21 protein-coding genes and 1 tRNA gene are annotated in these 26,494 nt (G+C 50.2%); 6 read left to right on the plus strand and 16 right to left on the minus strand.

All coding sequences use genetic code 11. The features are described from left to right. Positions 1-144: 144 nt before the first annotated feature. The 3 genes from proS (at position 145) to H6G45_RS12490 (ending at position 3,916) form a co-directional block, all read left to right on the plus strand. Positions 145-1,956 carry a proline--tRNA ligase gene (gene proS / locus H6G45_RS12480; protein WP_190598734.1) on the plus strand — a complete coding sequence of 604 codons (1,812 nt, stop codon included), beginning with the start codon at positions 145-147 and terminating at the stop codon, positions 1,954-1,956. Between the two features lie 128 nt (positions 1,957-2,084). Next, positions 2,085-2,552, plus strand: coding sequence for a hypothetical protein (locus tag H6G45_RS12485; protein ID WP_199309744.1), 468 nt, complete (start codon positions 2,085-2,087; stop codon positions 2,550-2,552). A gap of 113 nt (positions 2,553-2,665) precedes the next feature. After that, positions 2,666-3,916, plus strand: coding sequence for an HhoA/HhoB/HtrA family serine endopeptidase (locus H6G45_RS12490; RefSeq protein WP_190598736.1), 1,251 nt, complete (start codon positions 2,666-2,668; stop codon positions 3,914-3,916). A gap of 37 nt (positions 3,917-3,953) precedes the next feature. On the opposite strand, the gene H6G45_RS12495 is transcribed toward H6G45_RS12490, so the two are convergent. From H6G45_RS12495 to H6G45_RS12550, 12 genes are all read right to left on the minus strand, one after another. Further along, positions 3,954-4,946 carry an aldo/keto reductase gene (locus tag H6G45_RS12495; RefSeq protein WP_190598737.1) on the minus strand — a complete coding sequence of 331 codons (993 nt, stop codon included), beginning with the start codon at positions 4,944-4,946 and terminating at the stop codon, positions 3,954-3,956. Between the two features lie 56 nt (positions 4,947-5,002). Further along, positions 5,003-6,796 (minus strand): translational GTPase TypA, encoded by a 1,794-nt coding sequence (gene typA, locus H6G45_RS12500; RefSeq protein ID WP_190598738.1) that lies wholly within the window; start codon positions 6,794-6,796, stop codon positions 5,003-5,005. Positions 6,797-6,893: 97 nt separating this feature from the next. Then, positions 6,894-8,735: an EAL domain-containing protein gene (locus tag H6G45_RS12505; protein WP_190598739.1), complete on the minus strand. Its 1,842-nt coding sequence runs from the start codon at positions 8,733-8,735 to the stop codon at positions 6,894-6,896. Between the two features lie 28 nt (positions 8,736-8,763). Continuing rightward, the gene (locus tag H6G45_RS12510; RefSeq protein WP_190598740.1) at positions 8,764-10,884 is read right to left on the minus strand and encodes an EAL domain-containing protein; all 2,121 of its coding nucleotides are present in this window, start codon (positions 10,882-10,884) and stop codon (positions 8,764-8,766) included. 215 nt (positions 10,885-11,099) lie between these two features. Continuing rightward, on the minus strand, positions 11,100-13,667 hold the full coding sequence (locus tag H6G45_RS12515) for an EAL domain-containing protein (RefSeq protein WP_242018159.1): 2,568 nt from the start codon (positions 13,665-13,667) through the stop codon (positions 11,100-11,102). A gap of 75 nt (positions 13,668-13,742) precedes the next feature. Then, positions 13,743-14,228 carry a universal stress protein gene (locus tag H6G45_RS12520; RefSeq protein WP_190598742.1) on the minus strand — a complete coding sequence of 162 codons (486 nt, stop codon included), beginning with the start codon at positions 14,226-14,228 and terminating at the stop codon, positions 13,743-13,745. A 70-nt stretch (positions 14,229-14,298) separates the two neighbouring features. Beyond that, complete coding sequence (locus tag H6G45_RS12525; protein ID WP_190598743.1) at positions 14,299-14,679, minus strand: hypothetical protein; 381 nt, start codon at positions 14,677-14,679, stop codon at positions 14,299-14,301. A gap of 248 nt (positions 14,680-14,927) precedes the next feature. After that, a complete protein-coding gene (locus tag H6G45_RS12530; protein ID WP_190598744.1) occupies positions 14,928-15,551 on the minus strand; it encodes a flavin prenyltransferase UbiX in 624 nt (207 codons plus the stop codon). Positions 15,552-15,618: 67 nt separating this feature from the next. Continuing rightward, entirely contained in the window at positions 15,619-16,377 is a 759-nt protein-coding gene (locus tag H6G45_RS12535) for a HEAT repeat domain-containing protein (protein ID WP_347338265.1), read from the minus strand. Between the two features lie 97 nt (positions 16,378-16,474). Continuing rightward, positions 16,475-16,966 (minus strand): CRR6 family NdhI maturation factor, encoded by a 492-nt coding sequence (locus tag H6G45_RS12540; RefSeq protein WP_190598746.1) that lies wholly within the window; start codon positions 16,964-16,966, stop codon positions 16,475-16,477. A gap of 3 nt (positions 16,967-16,969) precedes the next feature. After that, positions 16,970-18,394 (minus strand): dihydrolipoyl dehydrogenase, encoded by a 1,425-nt coding sequence (gene lpdA, locus H6G45_RS12545; protein ID WP_190598747.1) that lies wholly within the window; start codon positions 18,392-18,394, stop codon positions 16,970-16,972. A gap of 109 nt (positions 18,395-18,503) precedes the next feature. Beyond that, positions 18,504-19,013, minus strand: a complete 510-nt coding sequence (locus tag H6G45_RS12550) for a DUF29 domain-containing protein (protein WP_190598748.1) — start codon at positions 19,011-19,013, stop codon at positions 18,504-18,506. A 203-nt stretch (positions 19,014-19,216) separates the two neighbouring features. Between H6G45_RS12550 and H6G45_RS12555 the strand changes: the two genes are divergently transcribed. Then, positions 19,217-20,221 carry an alpha-E domain-containing protein gene (locus tag H6G45_RS12555; protein ID WP_190598749.1) on the plus strand — a complete coding sequence of 335 codons (1,005 nt, stop codon included), beginning with the start codon at positions 19,217-19,219 and terminating at the stop codon, positions 20,219-20,221. A gap of 5 nt (positions 20,222-20,226) precedes the next feature. Here H6G45_RS12555 and H6G45_RS12560 read toward each other — a convergent pair whose 3' ends face one another. Next, positions 20,227-21,003, minus strand: a complete 777-nt coding sequence (locus H6G45_RS12560; protein WP_190598750.1) for a DUF429 domain-containing protein — start codon at positions 21,001-21,003, stop codon at positions 20,227-20,229. A gap of 79 nt (positions 21,004-21,082) precedes the next feature. Here H6G45_RS12560 and H6G45_RS12565 point away from each other — a divergent pair. Next, positions 21,083-21,156: transfer RNA gene (locus H6G45_RS12565), tRNA-Pro, on the plus strand. A 64-nt stretch (positions 21,157-21,220) separates the two neighbouring features. Here H6G45_RS12565 and H6G45_RS12570 read toward each other — a convergent pair. After that, positions 21,221-21,967 carry a hypothetical protein gene (locus tag H6G45_RS12570; protein ID WP_190598751.1) on the minus strand — a complete coding sequence of 249 codons (747 nt, stop codon included), beginning with the start codon at positions 21,965-21,967 and terminating at the stop codon, positions 21,221-21,223. A gap of 152 nt (positions 21,968-22,119) precedes the next feature. Here H6G45_RS12570 and H6G45_RS12575 point away from each other — a divergent pair, with 152 nt between their 5' ends. Then, entirely contained in the window at positions 22,120-24,918 is a 2,799-nt protein-coding gene (locus H6G45_RS12575) for a CHAT domain-containing protein (RefSeq protein WP_199309745.1), read from the plus strand. On the opposite strand, the gene H6G45_RS12580 is transcribed toward H6G45_RS12575, so the two are convergent. After that, the gene (locus tag H6G45_RS12580) at positions 24,849-25,607 is read right to left on the minus strand and encodes a DUF928 domain-containing protein (protein ID WP_190598753.1); all 759 of its coding nucleotides are present in this window, start codon (positions 25,605-25,607) and stop codon (positions 24,849-24,851) included. The genes H6G45_RS12575 and H6G45_RS12580 overlap by 70 nt on opposite strands. A gap of 143 nt (positions 25,608-25,750) precedes the next feature. Then, positions 25,751-26,305 carry a cobalt chelatase gene (locus H6G45_RS12585; protein ID WP_190598754.1) on the minus strand — a complete coding sequence of 185 codons (555 nt, stop codon included), beginning with the start codon at positions 26,303-26,305 and terminating at the stop codon, positions 25,751-25,753. Between the last annotated feature and the right edge of the window lie 189 nt (positions 26,306-26,494).

A 26,494-nucleotide genomic window follows, 5' to 3' on the forward strand; every position in this document is an offset into this window, starting at 1 on the left:
CGGGGGAAAATACAGGGCAAATACATTCCCGGATTCAAGTAGCACTCCGATTTTAGCTGAATTAAGGGATTCTCGGCGCAGTCATTCAACACAATTTAACTGGTGTGGGATAATGGGACACTGCGTCATTTACCTAGGCCCATTATGCGATTGTCCCAGATGCTCTTTGTCACCCTCAGAGATGATCCAGCGGATGCGGAAATCCCCAGTCATAAACTGCTGGTGCGGGCCGGGTTTATCCGTCGTTTGGGCAGTGGTTTGTACGCCTATTTACCCCTGATGTGGCGGGTGTTGGAAAAGGTGAAGCGCATTGTCCAGGAAGAAATGAATCGTACTGGAGCCCAGGAATGTCTACTGCCCCAGTTGCAACCGTCGGAATTGTGGAAAATGTCGGGACGGTGGGACACTTACACCGAGTCCGAAGGAATTATGTTCGCCCTGCGGGATCGGCTGGAACGGGAATTAGGCCTTGGTCCCACCCACGAAGAAGTGATTACGGCGATCGCCAAGGAAATGATCCGTTCCTATCGTCAATTGCCGGTGAATTTATACCAAATTCAGACCAAATTCCGGGATGAAATTCGTCCCCGTTTCGGTTTAATGCGGGGGCGGGAATTCATTATGAAAGATGCTTATTCTTTCCACTGCGACGAAGCTAGTTTAAAGGCAACCTACGAGGCCATGGACCAAGCCTACAGAAATATTTTTAGCCGTTGTGGCCTAGACTTCCGAGCGGTGGATGCAGATTCCGGGGCGATCGGTGGTTCCGGCTCCCAGGAATTTATGGTGCTTGCGGATGCAGGGGAAGATGAAATTCTTTACACCGAAGATGGACTGTATTCCGCCAACATTGAAAAAGCGGTGTCCCTCCCTACGGATGCTAAACCGTCTCCTTTTAGTGCGTATAAAAAAGAACCAACCCCTGACACTGCCACGATCGCCAAGATGTGTCAATGCTTGGGTTGTGATGCCAGCAATGTGGTGAAAAACGTTTTATATCAAGCGGTGTTCAATGCGGGCAAAACGGTTTTGGTACTGGTGAGTATCCGGGGTGACCAAGAAGTTAACGAAGTTAAACTAACCAACGAGTTAACCAAGTTAGCATCCCATTATGAAAGCACTAATGTTTTGAGCTTGACCGTTCCCGATGAGAAAGAACAGCATAAATGGGCGGCTAAATCTTTGCCTTTGGGCTATATTTCCCCTGGCATTAATGATGATTACATTGCGAAAAATGCATCGGTAGCTGACAAATTTCTCCGCCTGGTAGATCAAACCGCAGTGGACTTAACTAATTTCGCCACGGGGGCCGATGAAGTTGACTACCATGTCACCGGAGCTAACTGGGGTAATGACTTTACCCTCCCCAAACTGGTAGTGGATGTGCGTAAAGCCCTGGTCGGCGATCGCCCGGTCCATGATCCCAATGGTGAATTAAAAACTGCCCGGGGCATCGAAGTGGGGCACATTTTCCAATTAGGTACTAAATATTCCCAAGCCATGGGGGCTACTTTTACCAATGAACAAGGGGAAGAAAAACCTTTAGTGATGGGTTGTTACGGCATTGGTGTTTCCCGCTTAGCCCAGGCCGCCGTTGAGCAGAGTTACGACAAAGATGGCATTATTTGGCCCACGGCGATCGCTCCCTACGAAGTGGTCATTGTGGTGCCCAATGTGGGGGATGGGGAACAAATACAGGTGGCCGAGCAAATTTACGCAGAATGCCAAGCCGCCGGGGTGGATGTCCTGCTCGATGACCGCAACGAAAGGGCGGGGGTCAAATTTAAAGATTCCGAACTAATCGGCATTCCCTATCGGGTGGTTACCGGCAAATCCCTCAAACAGGGACAGTTAGAAGTAGTCAAGCGGGCCGATAAAAGTGTTCAAAATCTGGCGATCGCCACCGTTGTCCCGACCTTAGTCACCTGGATCAAAGCAGACAAAAAAGCTAGTTAAAATTACCTAGCTCCCTGGTCAGTCCAGTTGTAGAAATAGCACCCTTTGGCGTCAGCTCTTTAGGGAAAAATGCTATGGTCAATGTGTCTTGAATATCTTGAATCACTTTTTCCAGAGGGTAGGTTGTGATGAAATCTTTACTGCGGGGAATTGCCCTATCGGTGTCGGTGTTAATGGCCACAGGGGGCTATGGATTGACCACTTCAGCCCAGGTAGCTCCAGGGGATGACATACCCACCGTGGAAGAGGCCTTGGATACCCCTGATGTAGATGACATCACTGACCAACCCGACCAATTGGTCACCTGGGTATGTAAAAACGGCAGTAAAAGTGTTGCAGTAGAAGTTAAAGAACTGAAAGGTTGGCAAGAAACCGTCAACCCAGACCAAACTTGGGAATGCGAACAAAATATTCCCCCCGTTCAGCCTGATGATGCCACTTTTTCCTGTGAAACTAACGCCACTATGGGCCTAATCACAGTCTTCTGGCTAGAAGGGAAAGGCGGTAAGGCAGAAATGACAAGCTGGATGAATAACTTAGCCAACAATCAAAATATGGTCTGTACCCACGGAGAAAGTAATCCCTTCTGGGAATAGGTTTTTCTTTTGCCATTGGCCTGAGCTTGGGGGGAAGTGGTTTTCGTCCTTTGGTAACAACTTCCCCAGCTCCAGTTTGTTAAAGTTAAGGCACTGACTATTAACAATTTTCCATGGCAATCCATCTGAAGGCATCACATTTAGGCGTGGCCGTGCTTCTACTCCTCTTCGGTGGGGCGATCGGTGCCGCTGGGGGGGGTTATCTTTTGTCTTCAGGCCAAAACCATTCCTCCCTCGATTCTCCTGTCAATACCAGCCCCCAAAGTCTGACTCCTGTCCCCGTCGACAGTAATTACCGCAGTGCCCTCCCCCTGCCTCTGCCCCGCTCTGCCCAGGATGATCAGGAGTTAAATTTCATTGCCCGGGCGGTGCAAAAAATTGGTCCCGCAGTGGTCAGAATTGATGCGGAAAGGAGCGCCTCTCCCCAGAGTGGCCCCATGGGAGACCAACCCTTTTTTCGTCGCTTTTTTGGTGAAGAAGTCCCCGCCAACCCCGACCCCAGGGAACAGGGGACCGGTTCTGGTTTCATTTTGAGCCCTGACGGAGAAGTTTTGACCAATGCCCATGTGGTGGAAGGAGCCAGCACTGTCAAAGTAACCCTCAAAGATGGTTCTGTCCTGGAAGGCAAGGTGATGGGGATCGACACCATGACCGATGTGGCCGTGGTAAAAATTGAGGCGGAAAATTTGCCTGTGGTGGAAATTGGCCAGTCTGATCGCCTGCAGCCTGGGGAGTGGGCGATCGCCATTGGTAATCCTTTAGGTTTGGACAACACTGTTACCGTTGGCATTATCAGTGCCCTGGGGCGTTCCAGTTCCGAGGTGGGGGTACCGGACAAACGGGTGCGTTTCATCCAAACCGATGCGGCCATCAATCCTGGTAATTCCGGTGGTCCCCTGCTCAACGCCAAAGGGGAAGTGATTGGGGTTAACACCGCCATCCGAGCCGATGCCCAGGGACTAGGATTTGCCATTCCTATCCAAACGGCCCAAAATGTGGCGGAAAATCTGTTTACCAAGGGCAAAATGGAGCATCCCTACCTTGGCATTCACATGGTTACCCTCACCCCAGAAATGACTAAACAGTTACGAGCCAGTGGGGAATTGCCAGCAGGGGTGACAGCGGACAGAGGGGTTTTAATTGTTCAAGTCAGTCAAGGTTCTCCGGCGGCCCAGGCCGGGTTAGCCCCTGGGGACATTATTCTCGAAGTGGGGGGCATGGGGGTTAACACCGCCAGTGATGTTCAAGAACGGGTGGAAGTGAGCCAAATCGGTGAACCCTTGGCGATCGCCGTTAAGCGTGGCCAAAAACCACAAATGATTGCGGTGCGACCGGGACCTTTTCCTGAAGACTTGGGCCAATAAAATAAGAACCTCATCAGTCCTTGGGATTTTTGGCAAACTAACGACTTTGGAAAATGTTTTGCACCATAGTTTGGGGTAAGGAAGCCGCCTGTCCATTCAGCTCATCCATTTCTCCACTGTCCAATTGCCAACCCAAGGCTCCCAGATTGTCCTGTACCTGCTGGCAGTTTTTTGCCCCTGGAATAGGCATGGTGCCCTGGCATATACACCAGTTCAATGCGACCTGGGCCATGGTTTTCTCTCGCTCCGTGGCGATCGCCTGGAGAGTGTCCAGCAGGGGCTTAATTTTGGGCAATAACCGCCGAAACAATAGGCCACGAATGCCCGGCGGGAAAGGCCCTTGGGGGCTATATTTGCCAGTCAACAGTCCCAGGGTCAGGGGACTATAGGCAATTAATTTAATGTCCAGTTGATCACAGAGGTCTTTCAAACCCAATTTACTGACGGGATCTGTGGAAAGCAAAGAATATTGCACTTGCAGACTGGTAATTCTAATCCCCTCATTCCTGCAAAAGTTATAGGCCTTTTGCAGACGTTTTGGGCCAAAGTTCGATAAACCTAAAGCTTTAGCGTCGCCCCGTTGACAGAGTTGAGCTAAGCCCTTGAGCAGGGCCTGTTCTTGCCAGGGGGCATAGTTGGCAGTAGACCAATGGAGTTGCACCAGATCAATGGGTCGCTGTAGTCTTTCCCTAGAAGCAATGCCGGCCTTAACCATGGCCTGCGGTGTAAGTCGCCACGGGTAGGGAGCCAATTTGGTGGCCAGGCAAATTTTGTCCTGATTTGCTCCTCCATAGGCCTGGGAAAATTGCCCCAATAGTTTTTCACTTTGTCCTTGGAGTCGACCAGTGCCGTAGGAATCGCCAGTGTCAAAAAAGGTTATTCCCGCTGCCACACATTGCTCAAACACCCGTTGCAGTTCCCCGTCCATGGCAGGCTGGTAGCCCCAGAGCAATTTGTTACCCCAGGCCCAGGTGCCACAACCCATGGTGGGCCAAATGATCGGGGAAGGTTCTGTGGTGCTAACTGTCATCAGAAAAATGGGCTTGCAAGCTCGCCCTTGAGAGCAACTTCATTGTTTCGTCAAAATTAACGTTTGACTAACTTTTTGCGGGCCACTTTCCGTAAACGGATAGATTCCGGAGTAATTTCCACCAACTCATCGGGGCCAATATATTCCAAAGCCCTTTCTAAGTTCATATCTTCCGGTGCTTGGAGTTGCACCAATTCATCCCCAGTGGCGGAACGGTGGTTAGTTAATTGCTTGGTTTTACAAACATTCAGTTCGATATCCTGGGGTCGGTTATGTTCACCGATAATCATGCCTTTATAAACCTTGGTACCGGGGGTAATGAAAAACACTCCCCGATCCTCAGCATTTTTCATGGCATAGAAGGTGGCCACCCCTTCCTCAAAAGCTACCATTACACCGTTATAGCGGGTTTCCAAATCGCCACTCATGGGACGGTATTCCAAGAAGCTGTGGTTCATAATGCCTTCCCCCCGGGTAATGCGGATGAAATCCCCCCGGAAGCCCAGTAGGCCCCGGGCCGGAATGACAAATTCCAATTGGGTGCGACCGTTCACGCCGGTTTGCATATCTTGCATTTCCCCCCGCCGTTGTCCTAGGCGCTCGATGCAAGAGCCGACAGCGGCCTCCGGTACGTCTAAAACTAGGTATTCCACCGGTTCACAGGGCTGACCATTTACTTCCCGATAAATCACCTGGGGCTGGGCCACTTGAAATTCATAACCTTCCCGCCGCATGGTTTCAATCAAAATGCCGAGGTGCAATTCTCCCCGACCGGAGACCAAAAACTGCTCTGCACTTTCCCCGTCTTCCACCCGCAGGGCAACGTTCGTTTCCAATTCCCGATTAAGGCGGTCCCGAATTTGACGGGAGGTGACAAATTTGCCCTCCTGCCCTGCAAAGGGAGAATCGTTGACCGAAAAGGTCATCTGCAATGTGGGCTCATCCACCTTAATCAGGGGTAAAGCTTGGGGTTCATCCGGGCAAGTCAAAGTCTCACCGATATTGGCATCGGCAAAACCGGCGATCGCCACAATGTAGCCAGCACTAGCCTCAGCCAACTCGACCCGGCTCAGACCTTCAAAGCCCAAAAGCTTACTTACTTTCCCCCTGGCAATGGAACCATCTTCTTTAACCAAAGCGGCCTGTTGCCCGGCTTTAATGGTGCCGTTATGGATGCGGCCAATGATAATGCGCCCCAAATAATCGGAGTAATCCAGGGTGGTCACCTGTAATTGCAACGGTTTGCTCGGATCGCCGGCCGGGGGCGGGACATGGTGCAAAATCGCCTCGAACAGGGGCTTCATGTCCTCCGATTCATCTTCGAGGCTTTCTTTGGCAAAGCCCGCTAAACCAGAAGCAAACAAAGTAGTGAAATCACATTGGTCATCGTCTGCCCCCAGTTCCACAAATAAATCAAACACCTTATCCACTGCGGTGTTGGGGTCGGCCCGGGGACGATCAATTTTGTTAACCACCACCAGGGGACGCAGACCCTTTTCGAGGGCTTTTTTGAGCACAAAGCGAGTTTGGGGCATGGGGCCTTCATTGGCATCGACGATTAAGACGCAACCGTCCACCATCCCCAGTACCCGTTCCACTTCTCCACCGAAGTCGGCGTGGCCGGGGGTATCGACAATATTAATTAACGTATCTTGGTAGCGGACCGCTGTATTTTTGGAGAGAATGGTGATGCCCCGTTCCCGTTCCAGGTCGTTGGAGTCCATCACGCACACCGGTACATCTTCCCCTTCCCGGAAAATGCCTGATTGCTTCAAAAGAGCATCAACAAGGGTGGTTTTACCGTGATCAACGTGGGCAATGATGGCGACATTGCGGATGGGAAGAGACATAACGGGCAAGCGGCTTCAGGGTCCGCATTAACAATTTGTAATATTCAGTCTATCCTACCGTTGGCTTCTCTGGCGCAAACAGCCCCTAAAACTAAACCTAATCACCCGCAATGTATTTGTGTAAAAAGCTATTGGCTGCCAAAATATTTAACGGTTCAGTGAAACAGTAGCCCTGCATGAAAAAGCAATTGAGGCTATCCAAAATATTAATCTGTTCTTCCTGTTCGACCCCCTCGGCCACCACCTTCAAGTTGAAGGTTTTACCAAGACTGATCAGAGTTTCCATCATGGTCAAATTTGGAACATTATCTGGTTGTTCCAGCAACTGTGCCGTGAGGGATTTGTCAATTTTTAGCTTTTGGAAAGGCAAATCCTGGAGACAACGCAGGGACATATAATCCGTGCCAAAATCATCGAGGGAAAAGCCCACGCCATAGTTGTGCAAGTTAGTAATAATTTGTTGTGCCAGGCCAAAATCCTTCATCACAGTGGATTCTTGAATTTCTAACTCCAAATAATGGGTCTCCATCTTAGCCATGGCGATCGCCTCCATGACCATATTTTTGAGCAAAGGATGGTAGAACTGCTTTTCGGAAATATTAACGGAAACCAAAAAGGGACTTTGCAATTGCTCTTGCCACAGGACATTTTGTTGGCAAGCCGTTTCTAAAATCCACCGGGTGAGGGGCACCATAAATTCCGTTTGGTCACTCCAGGGCAAAAACTGGCCCGGGGGCAGTAGGCCCTTTTGGGGATGTTGCCAACGGATAAACGCCTCCATGGCCTCAATGGTCTTTTTGCGCCAATTAATCTGGGGCTGATAGTACAATTCCAACTCATGTTGTTCCAGGGCCCGCAGCAAGCGCTTTTCTACGATCGCCAAACGCTTCTGATCAGAATCAGAAAGTTCTGGCACTGGCTGGGGGGCATCGATGCGTACATCCACCGCTGTTTCGATATGGTCATCCGCCTCCCCTGCTCCGGGATTGGTGATTTGGGGTAACAACTGCTGTAAATTTTCCCTGATATGCTCAATCAAATCATTCACCTGCTCCCCATCCACTGGATAGAGGGACACCCCGTAGGTAATTTCCGGTTGGAAAGGTCTTCCGCCTGCCATCACCGGAGTTAGCACCGGTTTCATCAAGCGTCGGGCAATCCCCAACAGACTGTTAGTGTCCTGCACCTGGGACACCAGAAAAATAAACTCATCCTTATCCCAACGGGAAACAATATCTCCATTGCGCAAATTTGCCTTCAGCTTTTGCCCCGCTTCCTGCAGAAAAGCATTGGCCACCGCATCCCCTCGTTTGCGCTTGATGTCAGACCAATTATCAATTCGACAGAGCAAGACCCCTACCTGGGCATGGTGACGGCGGGCATTGGAAAGGGCAATATTTAGGTATTCCAAAAACAGAGTCTGGTTGGGCAAATCCGTCGCCGTATCCAGATAGGACTGCTCATGGAACGTTTCATCATTGGAGCCGGCCAACAAATCAACCCCTTCCCTAGCGTTATAGCTAGAAGCAATCTGGGCAGAAACCGCCTCATTGTAGGGGGAAGTCTGGGGTAACATTTCCACCGGCTGGGAGGAAGAATCACCGAACCCCTCTCCGGTAACGTGGTAACTAGCATTGATACTACAGCCAAAATTAATTAGGTCACCATTTTTTAACTCATGGATGAGGCGTTTTTCCCCGTTCACAAAGACGCCGTTTTGACTTTTATTGCCTTCTAGATCCCCATCAATAATCCAAAAACACTCTTCGTTGGTTTTACTATTGGTCTTCCGCATCAGGGTGGCATGGTGCCGGGAAGCCTGCCGAGAATGGATCTGGATGCTAGTACCAGAATGGCGGCCAATAGAGTATTGCTGTTCGTCCAGGATTATAGTTCTTCTTTGATTGGCATCTTCTAGAACTAGTATGTGTTGCTTCATAGAGAATTAGGGAACTATCAATTCTAAGTTATGCCAGAGGATCAGCCTTGATTTTATTTTGACTTAAAAGTTCTGTCGCGGCATCAACTTTGAGGGGTTTACTGAACCAAAAACCTTGTATTTCCTGGCATTGTAGTTTTTGTAGTACTTCCAACTGCTGTTGGGTTTCTACGCCCTCACTAATTATGCGGATGCCCAATTTTCTCCCCAGGGTCATAATGCCAGTAACGATCGCCTCGTTGACGGGACTGTGGTCCAAATCCTTGATAAAGGACTGGTGGATCTTGACGGCGGGAATCTTAAACTGTTGCAAGCAGGACAGACTACCCAAGCCAACACCAAAATCATCGAGGGAAAGATTGACCCCCATGGCGGCTAACTGCTCTATGGCCCGACGGGAATAGTCGATGTTTTCCATAATGATGCTCTCAGTCACCTCAATGGTCAACCAGTGGGGCTCCAACTGATTCTCCTCTAGGATACTTTGAATATTGGCAATCAAGTCGGGATTTTGAAATTGGTTGAGGCAGAGATTAATACACACCGGCAAAGGGGGAACCCCCGCCGCTTGCCATTGCCGATTCTGTTGGCAGGCGGTTCTTAGAATCCATTCACCGATGGGCACAATTAAATCAGTTTTTTCCGCCAGGGGAATCAAATTAACTGGAGAAATTTCGCCAATTTCAGGGTGGTGCCAACGCAAAAGGGCCTCCATGCCGGTAATTTCCCCCGTGTTGATCTGGAGAATGGGCTGGTAGGTCAGATAAAACTGTTGCTTGTCCAAAGCCTCGTAGAGGAGATTTTCCAAGCGAAAAAACAGGTTAGCTTTGGAGGCCGCCTTTTCGTTAAAGAAGGCAAAGGAGTCAAAGTGTTTTTCCTTAATCTGTTCCAGAGCGGTGTGGGAATTTTTCAGTAGGCTAGCCCCATCGCTACCGCCATCGGGATAAACGGCGATGCCCACCTTACCCTTAAGGTGAATTTTTTGTTTGGCCACATCAATGCCTTCCTCCAGCATGGCCAGCATTTCCTTAACGGTTTCTGTGAGGGCTTGATTATCCCCCGGTTCCTTGAGCAAAATGGCAAATTGTTTTCCCTGCCAGCGGCAGGCCAAGCCTTTCTTCTCCGTCCACTGGCTCAAGCGTTTGGCTACGGTTTTGAGGAGAATTTCCCCACACCCCAGTCCGAAGGCGTTGATCATCCGTTCATAGTTATAAAAATTGAGGAATAGGATCGCCAACCGACTCTGGTCTCGCTGTACTTTTGCCAAGGAGATCGCCAATTGTTCCTCAAAAAAAGCATGGTTAGGTAGCCCGGTCATGGGGTCGTAGAAAGTATGTTGGGCTAAACTATCTTCTGCTTGTTGCCGCCGGGTAATGTCAATTAAGTAACTACGAATAATTTGATTTTCAGTTAAATAATGAACGTATTGCTCATAGCATTCATCCCCATTTTTCACTTCTCGCAAAAGCAAATTGCCCCGGACGTTTTGGGCTTGGTTAAGCAGACCTTCCAGAACAGGATGGCTAACCCCCCGGTCATTGATATCCCGAAACTTAATACTAGCGGGGGGATTTAGATAAACGATCTTGCCATTGAAATCAATTTCCACAATGGGATGGGGACTAAGCTCAGCAAAAGAAGAAAAACGCACCAAATCAGCGGAGCTAGGGGCCAAACGGGAGGCTTCCTGTTCCTCTTCATTAATAATGGTAGATTTGCTGGTATATTCCCCTAAACTTTGGCGCGACAGGTCTTCAAAGGACATGGCCTCCAAGGGGTTGAACATAGCGATTTCCAAGGAAGTGGAAACGATGTAGTAACTAGCCTTGGACTGACTGCCAAATAGGATCACATCTCCATGCTGCAGGTCGTGGGATTCACTATCCTGACCATTGATAATCAGACCATTAGTACTGCGATTGCCTTCCAAATCCCCATCTAAAATCCGGTAGGAATAACTTTCATTTTGGGGGGTGGGTTTGATGCGAATCAGGGTGGCGTGATGACGGGATACCACCTGGTCGTAAATGACAATATCATTGCTGGATTCCCGTCCGATGGAATAGGTTGGTTCGTCCAAGGAAATAATACGACGGGCTTTTTGATCTTCGATCACAAATATATGTCGAAATTCAGGCAGGTTAGTCATAACAGCAAGGATGGGCGGATGGGCAAGGGAAATATTTATCTTGACCCGATGATGGAGACAAAATCTGGCTAAATTGCGACCCCACCTCTAGTTTGACATAACCCCTAGCGGTTTGATCGTACTTCTTAGGCAAACTTTATTAACGGTTTACTCGAGGTTTGGGCGGACCATCAATGAAGGCAAGTTGCGGTTAGTTTTAATGATGGGGATAAGACCTAGCTTTGGTGTAATTGTTTCTGTAAAAATTGCCCCATTTCCCGTTTCCGTAGGGGACGACTCAACAAAAATCCTTGTACTTCTTGGCATTGCAGTTGCCGGATCAGGCTGAGTTGGGCTTCGGTTTCTATCCCTTCGGCCACTAGACGATATTGGAAGCCCTGGCTCAATACAAGTATGGACTGGAGAATGGCCATTTCCTGGGGGGTGCCCCGCAATTGGGCCATGAATCCTTGATGAATTTTGATGGTGGTGAGGGGAAACTGGGTGATAAAACCAATGCCCATTTGGCCGCGACCAAAGTCGTCTAGGGCAATTCTGACGCCAAAGGCTTTGAGGTCTTGGAGAATAGCCAGGGCTCTGGACGGTTGTTGTCGCAGAGTATTTTCGGTGATTTCTAGCTCCAACCATTGGGGATCCAAGCCGGTTTCCTCTAGGGTTTTGCCTACCATCATCACCAAGTCTTGGCGGTAAAATTCTCGCGCTGAGAGGTTAATGGCGATCGCCCGGGGGGGCAAACCATCTTTTTGCCAATCTACATTTTGTTGACAAGCGGTGCGAAAAATCCAATCGCTGAGTTCAAAAATGAGATTACTACGGGCGGCAATGGGAATAATTTTTTCGGGGGCAATCTCTCCCACTTCCGGATGTTCCCAACGGAGTAGGGCTTCCATGCCGGTAATCTCTCCACTTTGGAGATGAATTTGGGGTTGGTATTGCAGGGTAAGTTGGCGTTTGGCGATCGCCTGTTGGAGAAGATTTTCTAGGCGAGCTTGATGGAGGGCTGCGGTGCTAAACTTCGGATCATAGAACTGGTAGCGATTAAAACCAGTTTGGCGTAATTTTTGCAGGGCAGTATTGGCCCGGGAGAGTAAATCTTCGGCCCGGTTACCATCGTTGGGGTAAGCGGAAATGCCAATGTTGACATTAAAGATAATTTCCCTTTCCCGCACTGTTACGGGGTTTTTCAGACGATCTAAAATTCTTTCCGCTAGACGAATGGAATCCTGGGGACTTTTGATCTTGGCTAGAATAATCACTAGGGTGTTGCTATCCCATTGTCCGACGGTATCTCCAGAGCGCATACAATCGGCGATCGCCCCGTGGAAGGCAATAAAAACCTCATCCCCAAAGCTAAAGCCATAAGCCTGGTTAACGCGATTGAGAATCTCCAGGTGGATGAACATTACCCCCATGAGATGCTGATGGTGGGCCGCCGCATCGATGGCGAGGGAAAGCTCCTTCTGCAAATTGACTCGGTTGGGGAGTTTGGTAATGGGGTCATACAACGCCTGGTTGGCCAAGGTTTCTGAATAGCCCTGGCGACCCCGGGGGGTGCGCATGACAAAACAGTACACTTCCCTGTCTTCCCAGGGTTGGCGATAGACTTCCCCCTTCACCTGCACCGTTTGCCCCTCCCGATTGCGGTATTCCAGTTCCGGTACCGATAGGTAATCTTGGGTTTCCAAATTAATTAATAGTTCTTCGATCACTGGCCGTTCCGCGGCCATCAATTGATAAAGGGTGAGGTCTAGAACTTCCGGTTCTTCGTAGCCCAATAATTGGCAAAAAGCACTGTTGGCTTCAACCACGGTTTTGGTGCGGGCATCCACCAGTAGAAAACCTGTGGCCGTATATTCCCGATAGGCACGCAAACGATGGTGGAGGTCGTTCAACCCTTGCTCCATTTTGCGATACTCGGTTACGTCCTCGCTGTAGCACTGCAAGCGACTCCGGTCTGGCTCGAGGAAAACCCGCTGGTGGAAAATTTGTTGGCCGATGGGAATATCCCGCTCCAACTGCAAGCCCTCCCTGGTGAGGGATAAATTGGCGAGCCCTTGGATTAGGGGATGTTGGGCCTGGATGGCCATTAATTCCGGAAATAAGGCTTTCGTTGCCCCGTTGGCGTAGAGTACCCGCCCTGCGGTGGTCAACTCAACAATTAACTGGGTACTATTTTCGCTCAGGGTGGCCGGCGGATGATGGCTTGGCCCTGGGGCACTGCGGCCCACATCCGGCAGTTCCTCGTTATAGACCACCGCCGTAGAAAAGGATGAATCTTCCTCTACTTCCACTGCTTCATGGTCAAACCCGGCCCCTTCTCCATACTCGTGGTCAGCCAGGGCAAAGTTGAGGGGATCCACGTAGGTTTCCCCCATGATCGGGTTGGCAGCCACCGATACTGGTTCGATTCCATAGGGTTGTTCCTCCGACTCCGTGGTCAAATTCATAATGTGGTAACTGGCTTTGGACTTGTTGCCAAAGCGAATTACGTCCCCGTGTTCTAACTCGTGGGAAAGACAATACTGACCATTGATCACTATGCCATTTGTACTGCGTTTACCCTGGAGATTGCCGTCAATTAGACGATAGGTGTATTGATGATTTTGGTAGTCGTTAACCCGGATCAGGGTGGCGTGGTGGCGGGAAACTTGGCGATCGTAAATGGGGATGGCACTGCCGGGGTCTCGACCAATGTCGTAGGTGTTTTCTTCCAGGGAAACGATGCGGCGAGACTTCTGATCCTCAATGACCAGAACGTGGCGGACAATGGAATCGTTACTCATGGGGGGCATGGCTCAGGGGATAGTTTTATTTAACTTGGGCAAGCTCGGCGGTCAACTTCAGGACCCGATCGCCTCTCAGTCCGGGGTTGGCACCACAAACACGCAACAGTGGGCATGGTGAAAGACATAGTTACCCACACTACCAAGGAGAATTTCGCTTATTCCCCACCGGCCCCGGTGCCCCACCACAATGATGTCACTGTTATCCTCTTTGGCTCGCTGGCAGATAATTTTGCCTGGACTGCCCAAAATTTGTTCCGCTTGGCAGTGGATGCCTAAACCCAATGCTTGCTGACGGCGCTTTTCCAGAGTGTCTAACCCTTCCTGTTCAAAGGTTTGCCATTGCTGTTGCCACACTTCCATAGTTAATTCATTGCCCACAGCAGGGTAAATTTCATCCATATTGACCGGGATGGGCAAAGGACTGCCCTCTTCTTCGGCGGACAACACATGGAGCAACAACAGGGAAGCCCCATAGGCCTTGGCTAGGGATAAACCTTTTTCTAAAACTTCTTGACCTGCAGGGGACAGATCCAAGGCGACGAGAATACGGTTGAACAAGGTAACCCTCCAAGGCTTTGAGCAATGGGCAAAGATTTGCGCCTTATTTCCCACAGGACAGAATGTTTTTTCAATGCCCTGGTTTACATACATTGTAATCTTCGTGGGAGACGATTTCTTTTGGCTCTAGGCGATCGCCATCATCCTGGCAAATTAGCCGGTAATGTCTAGTGACTGGAATACTGATCACTAGGCGATCGTGCCTAAGGCGTTTGCCATAAAATTCGCGGTAGTCGTTCTGTTCCGCTAACCCCGCCAGAATTTGCCTAGCCTTAATCACCACGTTGCGGGGGAGATGGGTCAAATCAATGGGATCTTCCTCAAAGGTAGCTTTCCAAGCGGCCCGGGACTGTTTCCTTTCCTCTTGGTCAATGTGTTTTTGCACACAGCGATGACATTCTTGGCCATAACCCTTATGGCCACAGGGAAAAGTTTTTTTACGTCTTGCCATGGTGTTTACAGTTAGGTGGAGGGTGAGCATCTGTAGAACAAACTGCTTGACAACCGCGCCCTAATCAATCACCTCCTCTCAACCTTTCTGGCGGCAATGCCAAACTTTGCCCACAGCCGCCGACATGGGGCGGTTTTTTTATAGCTTAGCGGCTAATCCCCGTGACGGAACAATGGCCCCAACCAAAGCCTTGGGTCAATGCTGCCATGGACTAAAGGCAATGGTCTTGGCCCTGGCGTCCCTCTTCATCACAGTTCGGGGGTCGGCCCTCCTTGCCAACGACTCAGGGGTACACAGTCGATCGCCAATTGATCCAAGGCCCTGGCTACGACAAAATCCACTAGATCTGTCACGGATTGGGGGCGATGATACCAAGCGGGAATGGCGGGCACAATGCGGACCCCGGCTTCAGCCAAACTGGTGAGATTGCGCAGATGGATCAAACTGAATGGCGTTTCTCTGGGTACCACCACCAAGGGCTTGCCTTCTTTGATTTGCACATCCGCTGCCCGCTCCAATAGATCGGAACTCATGCCCACCGCTAGTTTAGCCACCGTGCTCATGCTACAGGGCATCACCACCATGCCGGCGCAACGGTAGGAACCACTGGCAATGGTGGCCCCCACATCTCCCCAACGATGACAAATAAGTTTTCCACCGGTTTCCACCCCAGCTTGATGACGCCAAAAGTCTGCCTGGGCGGAGGGTTCCCCCGGCATTTGAATATTTTGTTCCGCTTGCCAAACTTGGTAGCTGGCCCGGGAAGCCACCAGTTCGATGGTGTAGTCCGCCGTCAGTAAATGCCTGATGGCTCTGACGGCATAAATTAGCCCAGAGGCACCGCTGACCCCCAAAATTAAAGGTTGTGCCATGGTGTGTTGATTTTTAGTTAGTTTTTAACTGTTTCTCTTTACATATCTTTACAAATCAATCGACGTATTAGATCAGACCGTCCATTTCCAAGTCTTCAATCATCTGTAGCCCCCTGGCGTCCCCCAGTCGTAGTAGGGCGGATTTGGCATCTTCCTTCACGCCAAAATCTTCATCTTCCACTAGAGCTTCTAAGAGAGCATCGATCGCCGTGGCATAGACCACATTGGAGGGCAACTCCCGACACAGTTGCCCCACTGCCCAGGCACAATTACTGCGGACAGCGCCCATTTTGTCCCTCCTCAAACCCTCTATTAAAGGAGGAATGGTGGCAATAACATCTTCGTAGGCCAATTTGGCAATGTTGGGTAAACTGCTGGCACTCCAGAGACGCACGGCGGAAATGTCGGTTTTTAGAGCATGGATTAAAGGAGCTAAGGCCCGGCGATCGCCACAATTGCCCAGGGCCCAGACCAATCCTTTGCGGACATAACCGTTAAAATCCGTTTGCAAACTTTGAATGAGCGGTTCCACTATGGCCTGGTCAGTATTACGCCCCAACGCATAGGCCGCACTCACCCGCACCAGGGGACAGCTATCCCGTAATAAATTGATCAGCGGCTCCACTGCCCGGCGATCGGCAATTTCACAAAAGGCCCGGGCCGCCAGCATCCTCTGTGGGGCTTCCCTACTGGTAAGAAGCGCCAACATTTCATCGGGGTCCGGGGGTGGGGGGGCTACGTCGTCGTCCAATTGGTCCAGGGGATCAACCCAGGAGTCCTCCAGTAGCACATCATCTTGGTTACGCATAGCTCCATATTTTCGCACGAAATTTGACCCCCTTGGCTGGGGCACCGTGGCCTGCCTTGCTCCGGTTGAACCGGATATTATCTTGGGGTAACGGTTCGTAATTGCGCCAAGGCAACTATAGCTGGGCCAAAAAATTCTCGTCCAAATCGTAGCCCAACAGTTGAGCTAAGGACTTAAGACGGAACTGGGCCGGTAGTTGATATTTTTTTAACCAGTCCGCTAACACAAACACTTTGCCCATAACAAACAGATCCAAGGCTTCAGGATTGAACTGGATGCCATCCACCCGATGGAATTCGTGGGGCACCAGCATGGCCGCATAGCGGGTAAATTCCCCTGCTTGCCAATCTAAACAAAGGGGAAACCAGGGATAAAGACTATCTAGGCGAATAAACCAGAGGCGAACTTCGGGAATCTCCGATAATTCCCTGGGATCGCCTTCTTGCCTAGGAAATTGAATGTCAAACTGCACCTGTTTTTCGATGGTGGCCAGGGCAGATTCATCAATCCGATTCGGGCTCAGATTGAGGGTCTGCTCCAGCCACGATTGCACCGGAGCCAGATCCAAATGATTCAATTGCTCTGGGGTAACGGTAATGGTAACCATGGTTTACACTGCCCGTTTGTAGGCTTCATCCAACACTTCCGACAGGGTGGGGTGGGCATGGACATGGAAGGCCAATTCCCGCACTGATTTGCGGTCGGCGATCGCCTGGGCGGCCTCTTGGATCAGGTCCGATGCATGGATGCCGATAATGTGGGCCCCCAATAATTCCCCGGTGTCCTGGCGGTAGACCACTTTGGCAATGCCATCGGTTTCCTTTTCCGCCAAGGCCTTGGAATTACCTTTGAAATAGGTTTTGGCCGTACTAACCACAAACCCTTCCTTTTCCCCTAGTTCCTTGGCTTGGGCTTCTGTTAGGCCCACGTAGCTAATTTCAGGATGGGTGAAGGCCGCCGCCGGAATGGCCCGGTAGTCCACCTCAGTTTTGCGGCCGCAGATATTTTCCACCGCCACCACGCCCTGGCCAGAAGCGGCATGGGCCAACATCATTTTGCCCGTGGCATCCCCCACCGCCCAGAGATGGGGCACCGGCTTGCCATCTTTGGTCACTTGCATCTGATCGTTAACTTCAATGAAGCCCCGGCGATCAGTTTCTACTCCTACCGTTTCCAGCCCTAAATTTTTGGTGGCAGGAATGCGCCCCGTGGCCACTAGGCAGGCGTCCACTTCAAGGATTTCAACTACTTCTTTAGTCTTGGCATCGGTGAGTTCAATTTCCACCGGGGAGCCTGCTTTTATTTTGGTAGCAAATACGCCGGTATAGGTTTCAATATCCCGGGATTTAATCAGCACCCGTTCGGCAATTTTGGCAATTTCCGGATCAAACCCCGGCATTAAGTCCGGCAGGGCTTCAATCATGGTCACTTCACAACCCAGAGCCGTGTACACGTCGGAAAATTCCAAACCAATGTAACCACTGCCGATGATGGCAATCCACTGGGGCAACGTTTCCAACTTCACCGCTTCGTCACTGGTAAAGACTGTTTTATGGTCAATTTCAATGCCGGGGGGCACAAAAGGCACTGAACCTGGGCACAGCATGATCTCTTTGGCTTTAAGGATACGGGTTTCGTTGTCCCCAATCACCGTTACTTCCTGGGGGCCAGAAACCTTCCCCCAACCCCTGATGGTATCTACTTTGAGACGGGTAAGGCTATTGGTCAGGTCAGCTTGAATTTTACTGACAAGGTCGTTGGCATGGGCGGCGATCGCCTCTCTGGTGAAGGTAATGCCATTGACTTGGATGCCTAACTGTTGGAGATGACCTTGGTCGGACATTTCCCGGACTCGACCGGAGGCGGCCAGGAGAGCCTTGGAAGGAATGCAACCCCGGTTAACACAGGTGCCCCCCATATCCTTGGCTTCGATGATGGCGGTTTTCAGACCACATTTAACGGCGTGGAGAGCGGCTCCGTGGCCCCCAACACCAGCGCCAATAATCACCAAATCGTAATCAAAATCCTGACTCATCGTTGCTTGCACCTCAATCTGTCAAGACTTTAGTTTAGGGGCTAAGGGCAACCTCTGGAAAGTTGACCCCCGCCTAGGCGATCGCCCATTGTCTGCCATTAATTTATTGTTATAGACTTTTTCTTTCTTCCTGAGGCTCAAACCATTGTTCCGGTTGCCAGGGAAGCCAATTTTCATCTAAAGCTTGCTCCAACGTAAAATCTGGTTTTTCAGGAATTATTTTTTTATTTAGGTCACTGGCAATTAAAAACAGCTTTCGGCCATTTTGATACTGCTTGATAAAAACATCCTGCAGAAATGGTTTAAGACTTGGACTTGCTTCCAACTCAGCTTCAATAGCTAAACGAAAATTTTGTACCTCTACTTTCCAGCCCCGAAAACATTGTTCCCGTTCCGATTGCCAATATTTTATTTTGAGAAGATGCTCACAAAGACGCATTAAATAGCTAGAAATTGAGCGTTTTTCACTCCTCCCCAAATCTTCAATCTCCTCAATTAAATTTTCTAAATCAAGATGGCTAAAATCCTTGTTTTTCAAGGCGATAGCAGTTTGTTCTAACCACAAGCAATAGTCTTGGTCATAACTGGTGTCATGACTTGTTTTTGTCTCTACCTGCATAATGGCATTTCTCCCCAGACTTTTCTGAGCTAGTGGCCATCCATGATAACCCGATCGCCAACGGGGCAAGTTGAGGACTTAAAGCAGGCTCGGCTTTCAACAGGAGAAGACTCCCGACCATTCCGTCAGAATGGCAACATATTGAACCACCAGGAGCTTTGTACAATGGGCCCTGGATCCGTAATTGGAAAAAACCGAAAATTATGCTAAGCCGTGTTGCTGACTCCGTTTACTGGCTAAACCGCTACATCGAACGGGCGGAAAATATTGCCCGCTTTGTGGACGTGAACCTTTACCTAATGTTGGATTTGCCCTACGGCGCCCAACAGCAATGGGAGCCTTTGGTCATGACCACTGGAGATTTGGGCTTTTTCAAACAGCATTACGGCGAAGTTACCAAGGCCAATGTGATCAAATTCCTCACCTTCGACCAGCATTATTCCAACTCCATCCTTTCCTGTCTGAACATGGCCAGGGAAAATGCCCGCTCCATTCGGGAAATTATTTCTTCGGAAATGTGGGAGGAAATTAACCGCTTTTACCTCATGGTCAAAGAAGCAGGCGATCGCCCTCCGGCTAACATTGCCGACTTTTTTGCCCGGGTGAAACTATCTAGCCATCGCTTTGCCGGTATTATGGACGCCACCATGACCCATAACGAAGCTTGGCACTTTGGCCAGATGGGCCGCCTGCAGGAAAGGGCTGATAAAACCGCCCGCATTTTGGATGTGAAGTATTATTACCTGCTGCCTTCGGTGGAATGGGTGGGTACTCCCCTGGACCAGGTGGAATGGATTGCCCTACTCAAATCCGCCAGTGCCTACGAAATGTATCGCAAGAGCCAGCGGCGCATCACCCCCGCCAACGTGGCCAGTTTTTTGATTTTGCACCAAAAATTTCCCCGTTCTATCCACTTTTGCTTACTCCAGGTACAGCGGTCACTGCATGAAGTTACTGGTACTCCCCAAGGTTCCTGGCGCAATGATGCAGAAAGGGCCCTGGGTCGGCTTTGTGGAGAAATGGGCTACATCACCATCGAAGACGTTATTAGCCAAGGGCTACACGAATTTTTGGAGGAAATCCAAGCGAAAGTGAACGAAGTCGGGGTTAAAATGGCCCAGACATTTTTTGTCAATGAGCCAGTGCTATCGCCGGCGCCAGTGCAAAGTCAAAGTCAGACCCAACAGCAATCCCTAGCGAGTTTTTAGACCCATTACCCATCCGGTACAGGTTGGTCAGCGCTCAAAGTGGGCACCACAATATAACCCGTACTTGCATCGCCTAATACCCAGTTCCGTTCCCGGCCCCAGTACCACCAATAGGCACCAATGTAGGCACAGATTAGACTATCCCACTGGTCTTCCTGGCGTTTCAGTTCCTTGCCGTTCAACGTCAATGGCGATCGCCAAGGCTCCATGCCAGGGGGAAGGGTAAGGTCCAGGGCCGGCGTTAGTTGGGGCAAAACATTTTCAATGTGGGACTGTAACTCCAGCAAACCCTGCCTTTTTTGGGCTAGGTTCCCTTTTTTGTATTTGATGATCCGCTCTAGCTGAAAAAGTTGCACCATGGCGGGATGGGGAAACACTTCAATTTGGTAACGCCCTTGCCGTTGGGGCTCTATCTGCGGGGCATGGAGAAAACCCCGTTCTTCTAGCAATTTACCCACTTCTGTGGTTCTTGCCGCAAAAGGTCTAGCCAAATTAGCCGGATAACAACCCGCATGGTACTTGCCAAAATATTTGTGGGTTAGGCGATCGGGCAGCCTTGTCCCCCCGACATTGGGAATAATTGTAGGGGCATCCACCGCCACCATGGCCCCCTCCGGGGCTGTTAACCCCCCATCTAGCCAAGCAAAAATATCTGCCAAGCTCAAGCGGCAGGTAATGTCCTCCACCCAAAGGCGATCGCCAGCAGGGGCTGATTCCAGCCGTAAACGACATAGTCCACTTTCCCCAGAGCTCCAACCTAAATCAATGCCAATAAATTTCATCAAATGAACACTCGCAAATATTTGCCAAAAAACTTGCCAAGGGCCACAGGGGAGGACTAAGATTAGATTCTGTGAAATTCGGGGCGTAGCGCAGCTTGGTAGCGCACCACTTTGGGGTAGTGGGGGTCGTGGGTTCAAATCCCGCCGCTCCGATTCAACTGAAAAGCCTTCTCCAAGAGCAACTTAGCTTAGGGGAAGGCTTTTTGCTGACTACCTGTTAGAAGCCGAATCTGGGCAAGGGAATGGATACCGGCAAACTGGGAATGGGGGGAGAGTAGCTCGCTCCATTGGTGGAACAACTCAGCCCCGGTAACAAATTGGAACACATACTTTGCAAGGCTCCATCGGGAGTGATGGGTATGCTGAAGCCATTGAACAAACTGCCACTCAACAGGGCTACTAATTCTTCCGGGGTCATGGGAATCACGGAACCGATGATGCCTTCCAACACACTGACCTTTTCCCCAGCTTTAACCTGGGTTGTTTGCCCTGGGTTTTCCGGATCACTAACCAACACAGCTCCCTCCAGAACCTTAATTTCCCCCGATTGACCTTTATTTCTTTCCATCACATACACCGTGCCGGTCACCGCCACACTGACCCCCGCCATGCAACCATTGACGGGACCACTAGCCAGTAATTGACCTCGTTCCAGCTCTACACATTGACCCACAATCACACTGGCATTTTCGCTCAATCTCCCCGCCGCTCCGTTATTGAACAAGATACCGGCTCTGGATTTTTTGGTCACTATCACCTGGCCAAATTCTGCTTGATCATCCACTTTTGCCTGGATTTCCTCGATGTAAACCTGGGGACCGTCAATGATTTCTTGCACCACCGCTTGGCTGATTTGAGCTTGGCTGGGGGCCACGGCCCATCCTAGAGCCAGTAACGGGGCAGAAGCGCTGAGGGCACTTATTTTAAGAAGTTTTAAGCTGGGGGAGCTAGGTAGGGTAATCATGGCATAGCACCGGGAAAGGGTCAGTGGGGGAACGTAAAATTGGTTAGGGGGCCAAGGAAGTGGATTTCTCTCTGGGTCTAAACAAGATAGGAAAATTTTGGAGCCTCTATCTTAGCTGTTCATCAACATATTTTATTGGAGAAAAAGTGGTCATGGCAGTACGTTTTTTGTTCAACTTGGCCTTTGCTGCTGTGGCCACAGCTTGCCTTTGGGGGGGCATGGAATGGCGCCAAATATCTTCAGCCCAGTCCTCCCCAGGGGCCATCTTGGATGGAGAAGGTAAAACCACGATCGCCACTGCCCAGCAATATTTTAATCAAGGTCTCAAGCATTATCAGCAGGGTAGCCTAACAGATTTTCAAGTGGCCCAAAGTTCCTGGGAGCAGGCGTTGGCCCTCTGGCGCCGGGAAAATAATTTACCCCAGGTGGCGGTCACTTTAAATTTTCTTTGTTTAGTTCAGCGTCAGTTGGCCCCACCGGCGGTGGCTTTGGCTTGTTACCAAGAGTTATTAACCGCCGCCCAAACCTTGGAGGATATCCAAACCGAGGCTAATAGTCTCGTGGCGATCGCCCAGTTGCAATTACAACAGGGTAATTACCAGGAGGCCTTTGAAAGCCTAGAAAAGTCTTTACCGCTTTGGCAAGAAGCCAACTTTAAAACCGGGGAGTTGATTAGTCAGAACGAATTAGGGCAAATGTATTTTATCTTGGGGGCAACGGCCCAGGCTGAGTATTTTTATAACAAGGCTTTGGAGCAGGCCCAATCCTTGGGAAACCGAGGTAATGTCGCCGGCATTGAACATAATTTAGCCCAGGTTAAATTCACCAGTGGGGATATAAAAGGGGCTTTAGCCCTGGAAGAAAGTGCTTTCCAACATTGGCAAAGTTTGATCAACGACCTTGGCGATCGGGCCACACCGGATCTTGTGCGGGGGCAGGCGGCGGGATTAAATAATCTTGCTTTTATGCAAGTGCAAAATCAACAACTTAATACGGCCAAAGAAAACTATCAAAAAGCGTTGATCATCTGGCAACAATTGGGGGATAAAAATGGGGAAGCCAGTAGCTTAAATAATTTGGGTTATCTAGCCTTTTTGCAGGGGGATTTACCCACAGCGCTCGATTACTATCAACGGGCTTTAACCCTAAGACAAACGACTGGCGATCGCCTGAAGGAAAGTTTAACTCGCTATTGGTTGGCGGTGGCTTGGAAGCAACAGGGAGAAGTAGAGCAGGCCATGGCAGAAATTGAAAAGGCAATTTATTTAGTGGAAAACCTGCGGCAAGCCATTGGCAACGATGATCTAAGGACCAGCTTTTTAGCTTCCAAACAAGATTATTATCAGTTCTATATTGATCTGTTAATGGAACAACATCAACGGGAACCTAATCAAGGCTGGGACGGAAAAGCTTTGGTGGCCAGTGAATCAGCCAAAGCTAGATCTTTGTTGGATATTTTAGCCCAAACTCCGGGGAAAATTACCAAGGGAATTTCTTCTCAGTTGTTAAATGAAAAAGAAACCATTGAACGACAACTCAATACCCTACAGGAAAATAAAATTAAGTTATATAGTTCTAATTATGATCCGCAAAAACAAGCAGAGTTAGACCAGGCCATAACGGATCTATTGCAACGGTATGACCGAATTTTAGGACAGATTGAGCGGCAAAACCCCGACTACAGCGCCCTTACCCGTCCCCAACCGTTGAACTTGCCCCAAATCCAAGCCCTCTTAGACGATGAAACTCTGTTGTTGGAATATGCCCTGGGGAGAGATCGTAGTTATCTCTGGGTGGTGGGTCAATCCAGTCTGCGGAGTTACGTGCTTCCCAAGACCGACCAGTTAGACGAAGCCATTAAATCCTTTCGCCAGTCTTTTTTGGAGCCCACCCAGCGCATTCGCCGCCCCCTGGCCGTTAGCCAAGGAGCCCAGTTATATGGCCAGTTAATTCCTGATCCGGCAGTGATTGCAGGAAAAAGATTACTGATTGTGCCCGATGGTGTATTGCAATATCTACCCTTTGGGGCCCTGGTGACAGACAATCCCCCCAACCAGCCCCCCACCTATCTAGTCGACCGCCACGAATTGGTCACCATGCCTTCCGCTTCCACCCTAGGCATTCTGCGGCAAAATACGGCCCAGAGGGAACCGGCCCCCAATTTGCTGGCCGTGTTTGCGGATCCAGTATTTACCGCCAGCGACGAAAGGTTAGGCCCGGCGATCGCCCGTCGTCCGGAAAATTTGCCGGTGGATTTGGAACTGTCCGCCAGGGATGCGGGGGTTTATTTTGACCGACTCCCCTACACCGAACAGGAAGCCGAGCAACTGATCGCTCTCTTTCCCCCGGAAGCAAGTTTAAATGAATTAGGTTTTGAGGCCACCAGGGCCCGGGTTTTTGCCGACACCATGGAGCAATACCGTTTTATTCACTTTGCCACCCATGGCATTCTCAACAGCAAAAATCCCCAACTGTCGGGACTAGTGCTTTCCCTGCTCAATCCCTCCGGGGAACCGATCAATGGCTTCGTGCGTTTGTACGATATTTTCAATCTCAACCTACCAGCGGATTTAGTGGTGCTCAGTGCTTGCCAAACAGGGCTTGGTCAGGAAGTGCGAGGGGAAGGACTGATTGGCCTGACTAGGGGGTTTATGTATGCCGGGGCTGCCCGGGTAGTGGTCAGCCTTTGGAGTGTGGACGACGAAGCCACCGCCCGTTTGATGACGGAATTTTACCGGGGTTTACTGCAACAGCAAATGGCCCCCGCCGCCGCTCTGCAATGGGCCCAGCAAAAACTAAAGGAAGACCCCCGTTTTGCTTCCCCCTATTATTGGGCCGGTTTCACCCTCCAGGGGGAATGGCAAAATTTGCTCCCCAGTGGTCAGTTGGCCAAGGGCACGTCCCCGGCTTCATCGGTACCGACAAAAATAATTGGCACATCGCTGAATTGATCCAGGCCCACAGAGCCTAACAATTCCACCAACTCTTCCCGTTGTTCCGGCAAACTGGCCACAATCATGAGGGTGTCTTGCCAAATGCCTTGGTTGGCATAGAGGGTAGCCTTGCCCAGGGGCTCATTGGTTTCTTCAATCTTCTCTGTTACCTCAACGCTCAACTCCCGGTGTACTAGTCCCGCTTCCACGGCACTGCCCACCACTTGGTTATCGATGGTGCAATTAACGGCAAATGCCCAGGCATATTCGCCGCCCGGTTCCAGCGCTACATCTGTGGGAACGGCGATCGCCAAAATAGTTTCTCCTTCCGGTACCGCTACGGTTTGGCTATGGATTAATTCCCCGGCCCCATCTACGAGGACAAATTCCCCTTCCACCCCTCTGTTAGCTGGTACATAAACAAACAGACTAGGGTTAGCCGTGGCGGTAAACGTATCTTGACTGGGAGCAACTATTCTGAGGTTGGTGTTGGCCTGGGTAAAACAACTGCCCCCCCTAGTGCCTCCCCCTCCGGAGCTTTGGGTTGTGCCTCGATCGCCAGCTTGGGGGAATTTCAAGCTAACTAGGGTTTCTTCTGGGGTCAAACCAAAGGACAAATCATCAACGCCAGAAGCAATGGTCTGGGGGGCAGTCACCGTAAAGGTTAGGGCAGTGGCTAAAAAAAGATGGAAAGGATGATTAACCATGGCAAATTTAGGGATTGAGGACTTATTGTTCCAGCTTAGCCTAGGTCTACCCAGGGCAACGAGGGGATGTTCGGTGGCAGGACTGACCAGTGAAAATTCTCCTTGGCTGGAGGCTAAGGGGTCTGCAGTGGAGCAAAAACCGTTTAAGGACGATAAATTCCCACTTTTGGTACTATTTGGGGGCCAGGGGGCTGATAATTGCAGCCAAAACCATAATCCCCTAACCACATTAAGCCGTGACGAATATTCTCCGTTCCCCCCTCAGCAAAATATTGCCATAGGGAGTGAACTGCGGTGAGGGGCACCGTGGACTGGTCCATCAGGGATGGATCCGGGCGATCGTCCCCCGGCAAGACAAATAGTTTCAACTCTGGTTTGGTTTGCGTTAGCTCCCCCAACACTTCTAAGCCGTAGGGCCAATAACTTTTTCCCCCCAACAGCCGCACCACAATCACCTCCGCATGGCTCAACACCCGATCGCCGTAGTCATCGAGGGAAAAGGACTGTTGTAAATTAAGCAAATTACAAACCCGCAGGGAGGGAAAATTTCCGGGCAACCGGGGCCACACCCTGGCGATCGCCTGAATGTCAGTGTCGGCGGCGGTTAAAAAAATTAGTGGGGCCGGAGTTTGCTCAATGACAATAACCCCTTCCATGGCCGGGGTCCAGCCACCGGGAAGACTAGCAAGGCGATGCATAATAGTTGAAAATATATGGAAATAAATCTATGAACTAGCAGGGACTAGCAAAATAATTTTCTTAAAAAAACCTTAGATCTTTAAAAATACTTAGATTTTGACGAGTTAGGCAAAAACCTAGGCATGATAGAAAAAGAAATCCATGGGGCTTGGTCCTTGAATGCCGCTGCCCAGTCTACGTTCAATTCG

This window comes from Synechocystis sp. FACHB-383 (assembly GCF_014698605.1).
In the GTDB taxonomy this organism is placed as follows: Bacteria; Cyanobacteriota; Cyanobacteriia; order Cyanobacteriales; family Microcystaceae; genus Synechocystis; species Synechocystis salina.

What these genes read in the sequence shown, in the direction of transcription:
- proS (WP_190598734.1), top strand. Translation starts at nt 145, where the DNA reads ATGCGATTGTCCCAGATGCTCTTTGTCACCCTCAGAGATGATCCAGCG.
- H6G45_RS12485 (WP_199309744.1), top strand. Translation starts at nt 2,085, where the DNA reads ATGAAATCTTTACTGCGGGGAATTGCCCTATCGGTGTCGGTGTTAATG.
- H6G45_RS12490 (WP_190598736.1), top strand. Translation starts at nt 2,666, where the DNA reads ATGGCAATCCATCTGAAGGCATCACATTTAGGCGTGGCCGTGCTTCTA.
- H6G45_RS12495 (WP_190598737.1), bottom strand. Translation starts at nt 4,946, where the DNA reads ATGACAGTTAGCACCACAGAACCTTCCCCGATCATTTGGCCCACCATG.
- typA (WP_190598738.1), bottom strand. Translation starts at nt 6,796, where the DNA reads ATGTCTCTTCCCATCCGCAATGTCGCCATCATTGCCCACGTTGATCAC.
- H6G45_RS12505 (WP_190598739.1), bottom strand. Translation starts at nt 8,735, where the DNA reads ATGAAGCAACACATACTAGTTCTAGAAGATGCCAATCAAAGAAGAACT.
- H6G45_RS12510 (WP_190598740.1), bottom strand. Translation starts at nt 10,884, where the DNA reads ATGACTAACCTGCCTGAATTTCGACATATATTTGTGATCGAAGATCAA.
- H6G45_RS12515 (WP_242018159.1), bottom strand. Translation starts at nt 13,667, where the DNA reads ATGAGTAACGATTCCATTGTCCGCCACGTTCTGGTCATTGAGGATCAG.
- H6G45_RS12525 (WP_190598743.1), bottom strand. Translation starts at nt 14,679, where the DNA reads ATGGCAAGACGTAAAAAAACTTTTCCCTGTGGCCATAAGGGTTATGGC.
- H6G45_RS12530 (WP_190598744.1), bottom strand. Translation starts at nt 15,551, where the DNA reads ATGGCACAACCTTTAATTTTGGGGGTCAGCGGTGCCTCTGGGCTAATT.
- H6G45_RS12540 (WP_190598746.1), bottom strand. Translation starts at nt 16,966, where the DNA reads ATGGTTACCATTACCGTTACCCCAGAGCAATTGAATCATTTGGATCTG.
- lpdA (WP_190598747.1), bottom strand. Translation starts at nt 18,394, where the DNA reads ATGAGTCAGGATTTTGATTACGATTTGGTGATTATTGGCGCTGGTGTT.
- H6G45_RS12550 (WP_190598748.1), bottom strand. Translation starts at nt 19,013, where the DNA reads ATGCAGGTAGAGACAAAAACAAGTCATGACACCAGTTATGACCAAGAC.
- H6G45_RS12555 (WP_190598749.1), top strand. Translation starts at nt 19,217, where the DNA reads ATGCTAAGCCGTGTTGCTGACTCCGTTTACTGGCTAAACCGCTACATC.
- H6G45_RS12560 (WP_190598750.1), bottom strand. Translation starts at nt 21,003, where the DNA reads ATGAAATTTATTGGCATTGATTTAGGTTGGAGCTCTGGGGAAAGTGGA.
- H6G45_RS12570 (WP_190598751.1), bottom strand. Translation starts at nt 21,967, where the DNA reads ATGATTACCCTACCTAGCTCCCCCAGCTTAAAACTTCTTAAAATAAGT.
- H6G45_RS12575 (WP_199309745.1), top strand. Translation starts at nt 22,120, where the DNA reads ATGGCAGTACGTTTTTTGTTCAACTTGGCCTTTGCTGCTGTGGCCACA.
- H6G45_RS12580 (WP_190598753.1), bottom strand. Translation starts at nt 25,607, where the DNA reads ATGGTTAATCATCCTTTCCATCTTTTTTTAGCCACTGCCCTAACCTTT.
- H6G45_RS12585 (WP_190598754.1), bottom strand. Translation starts at nt 26,305, where the DNA reads ATGCATCGCCTTGCTAGTCTTCCCGGTGGCTGGACCCCGGCCATGGAA.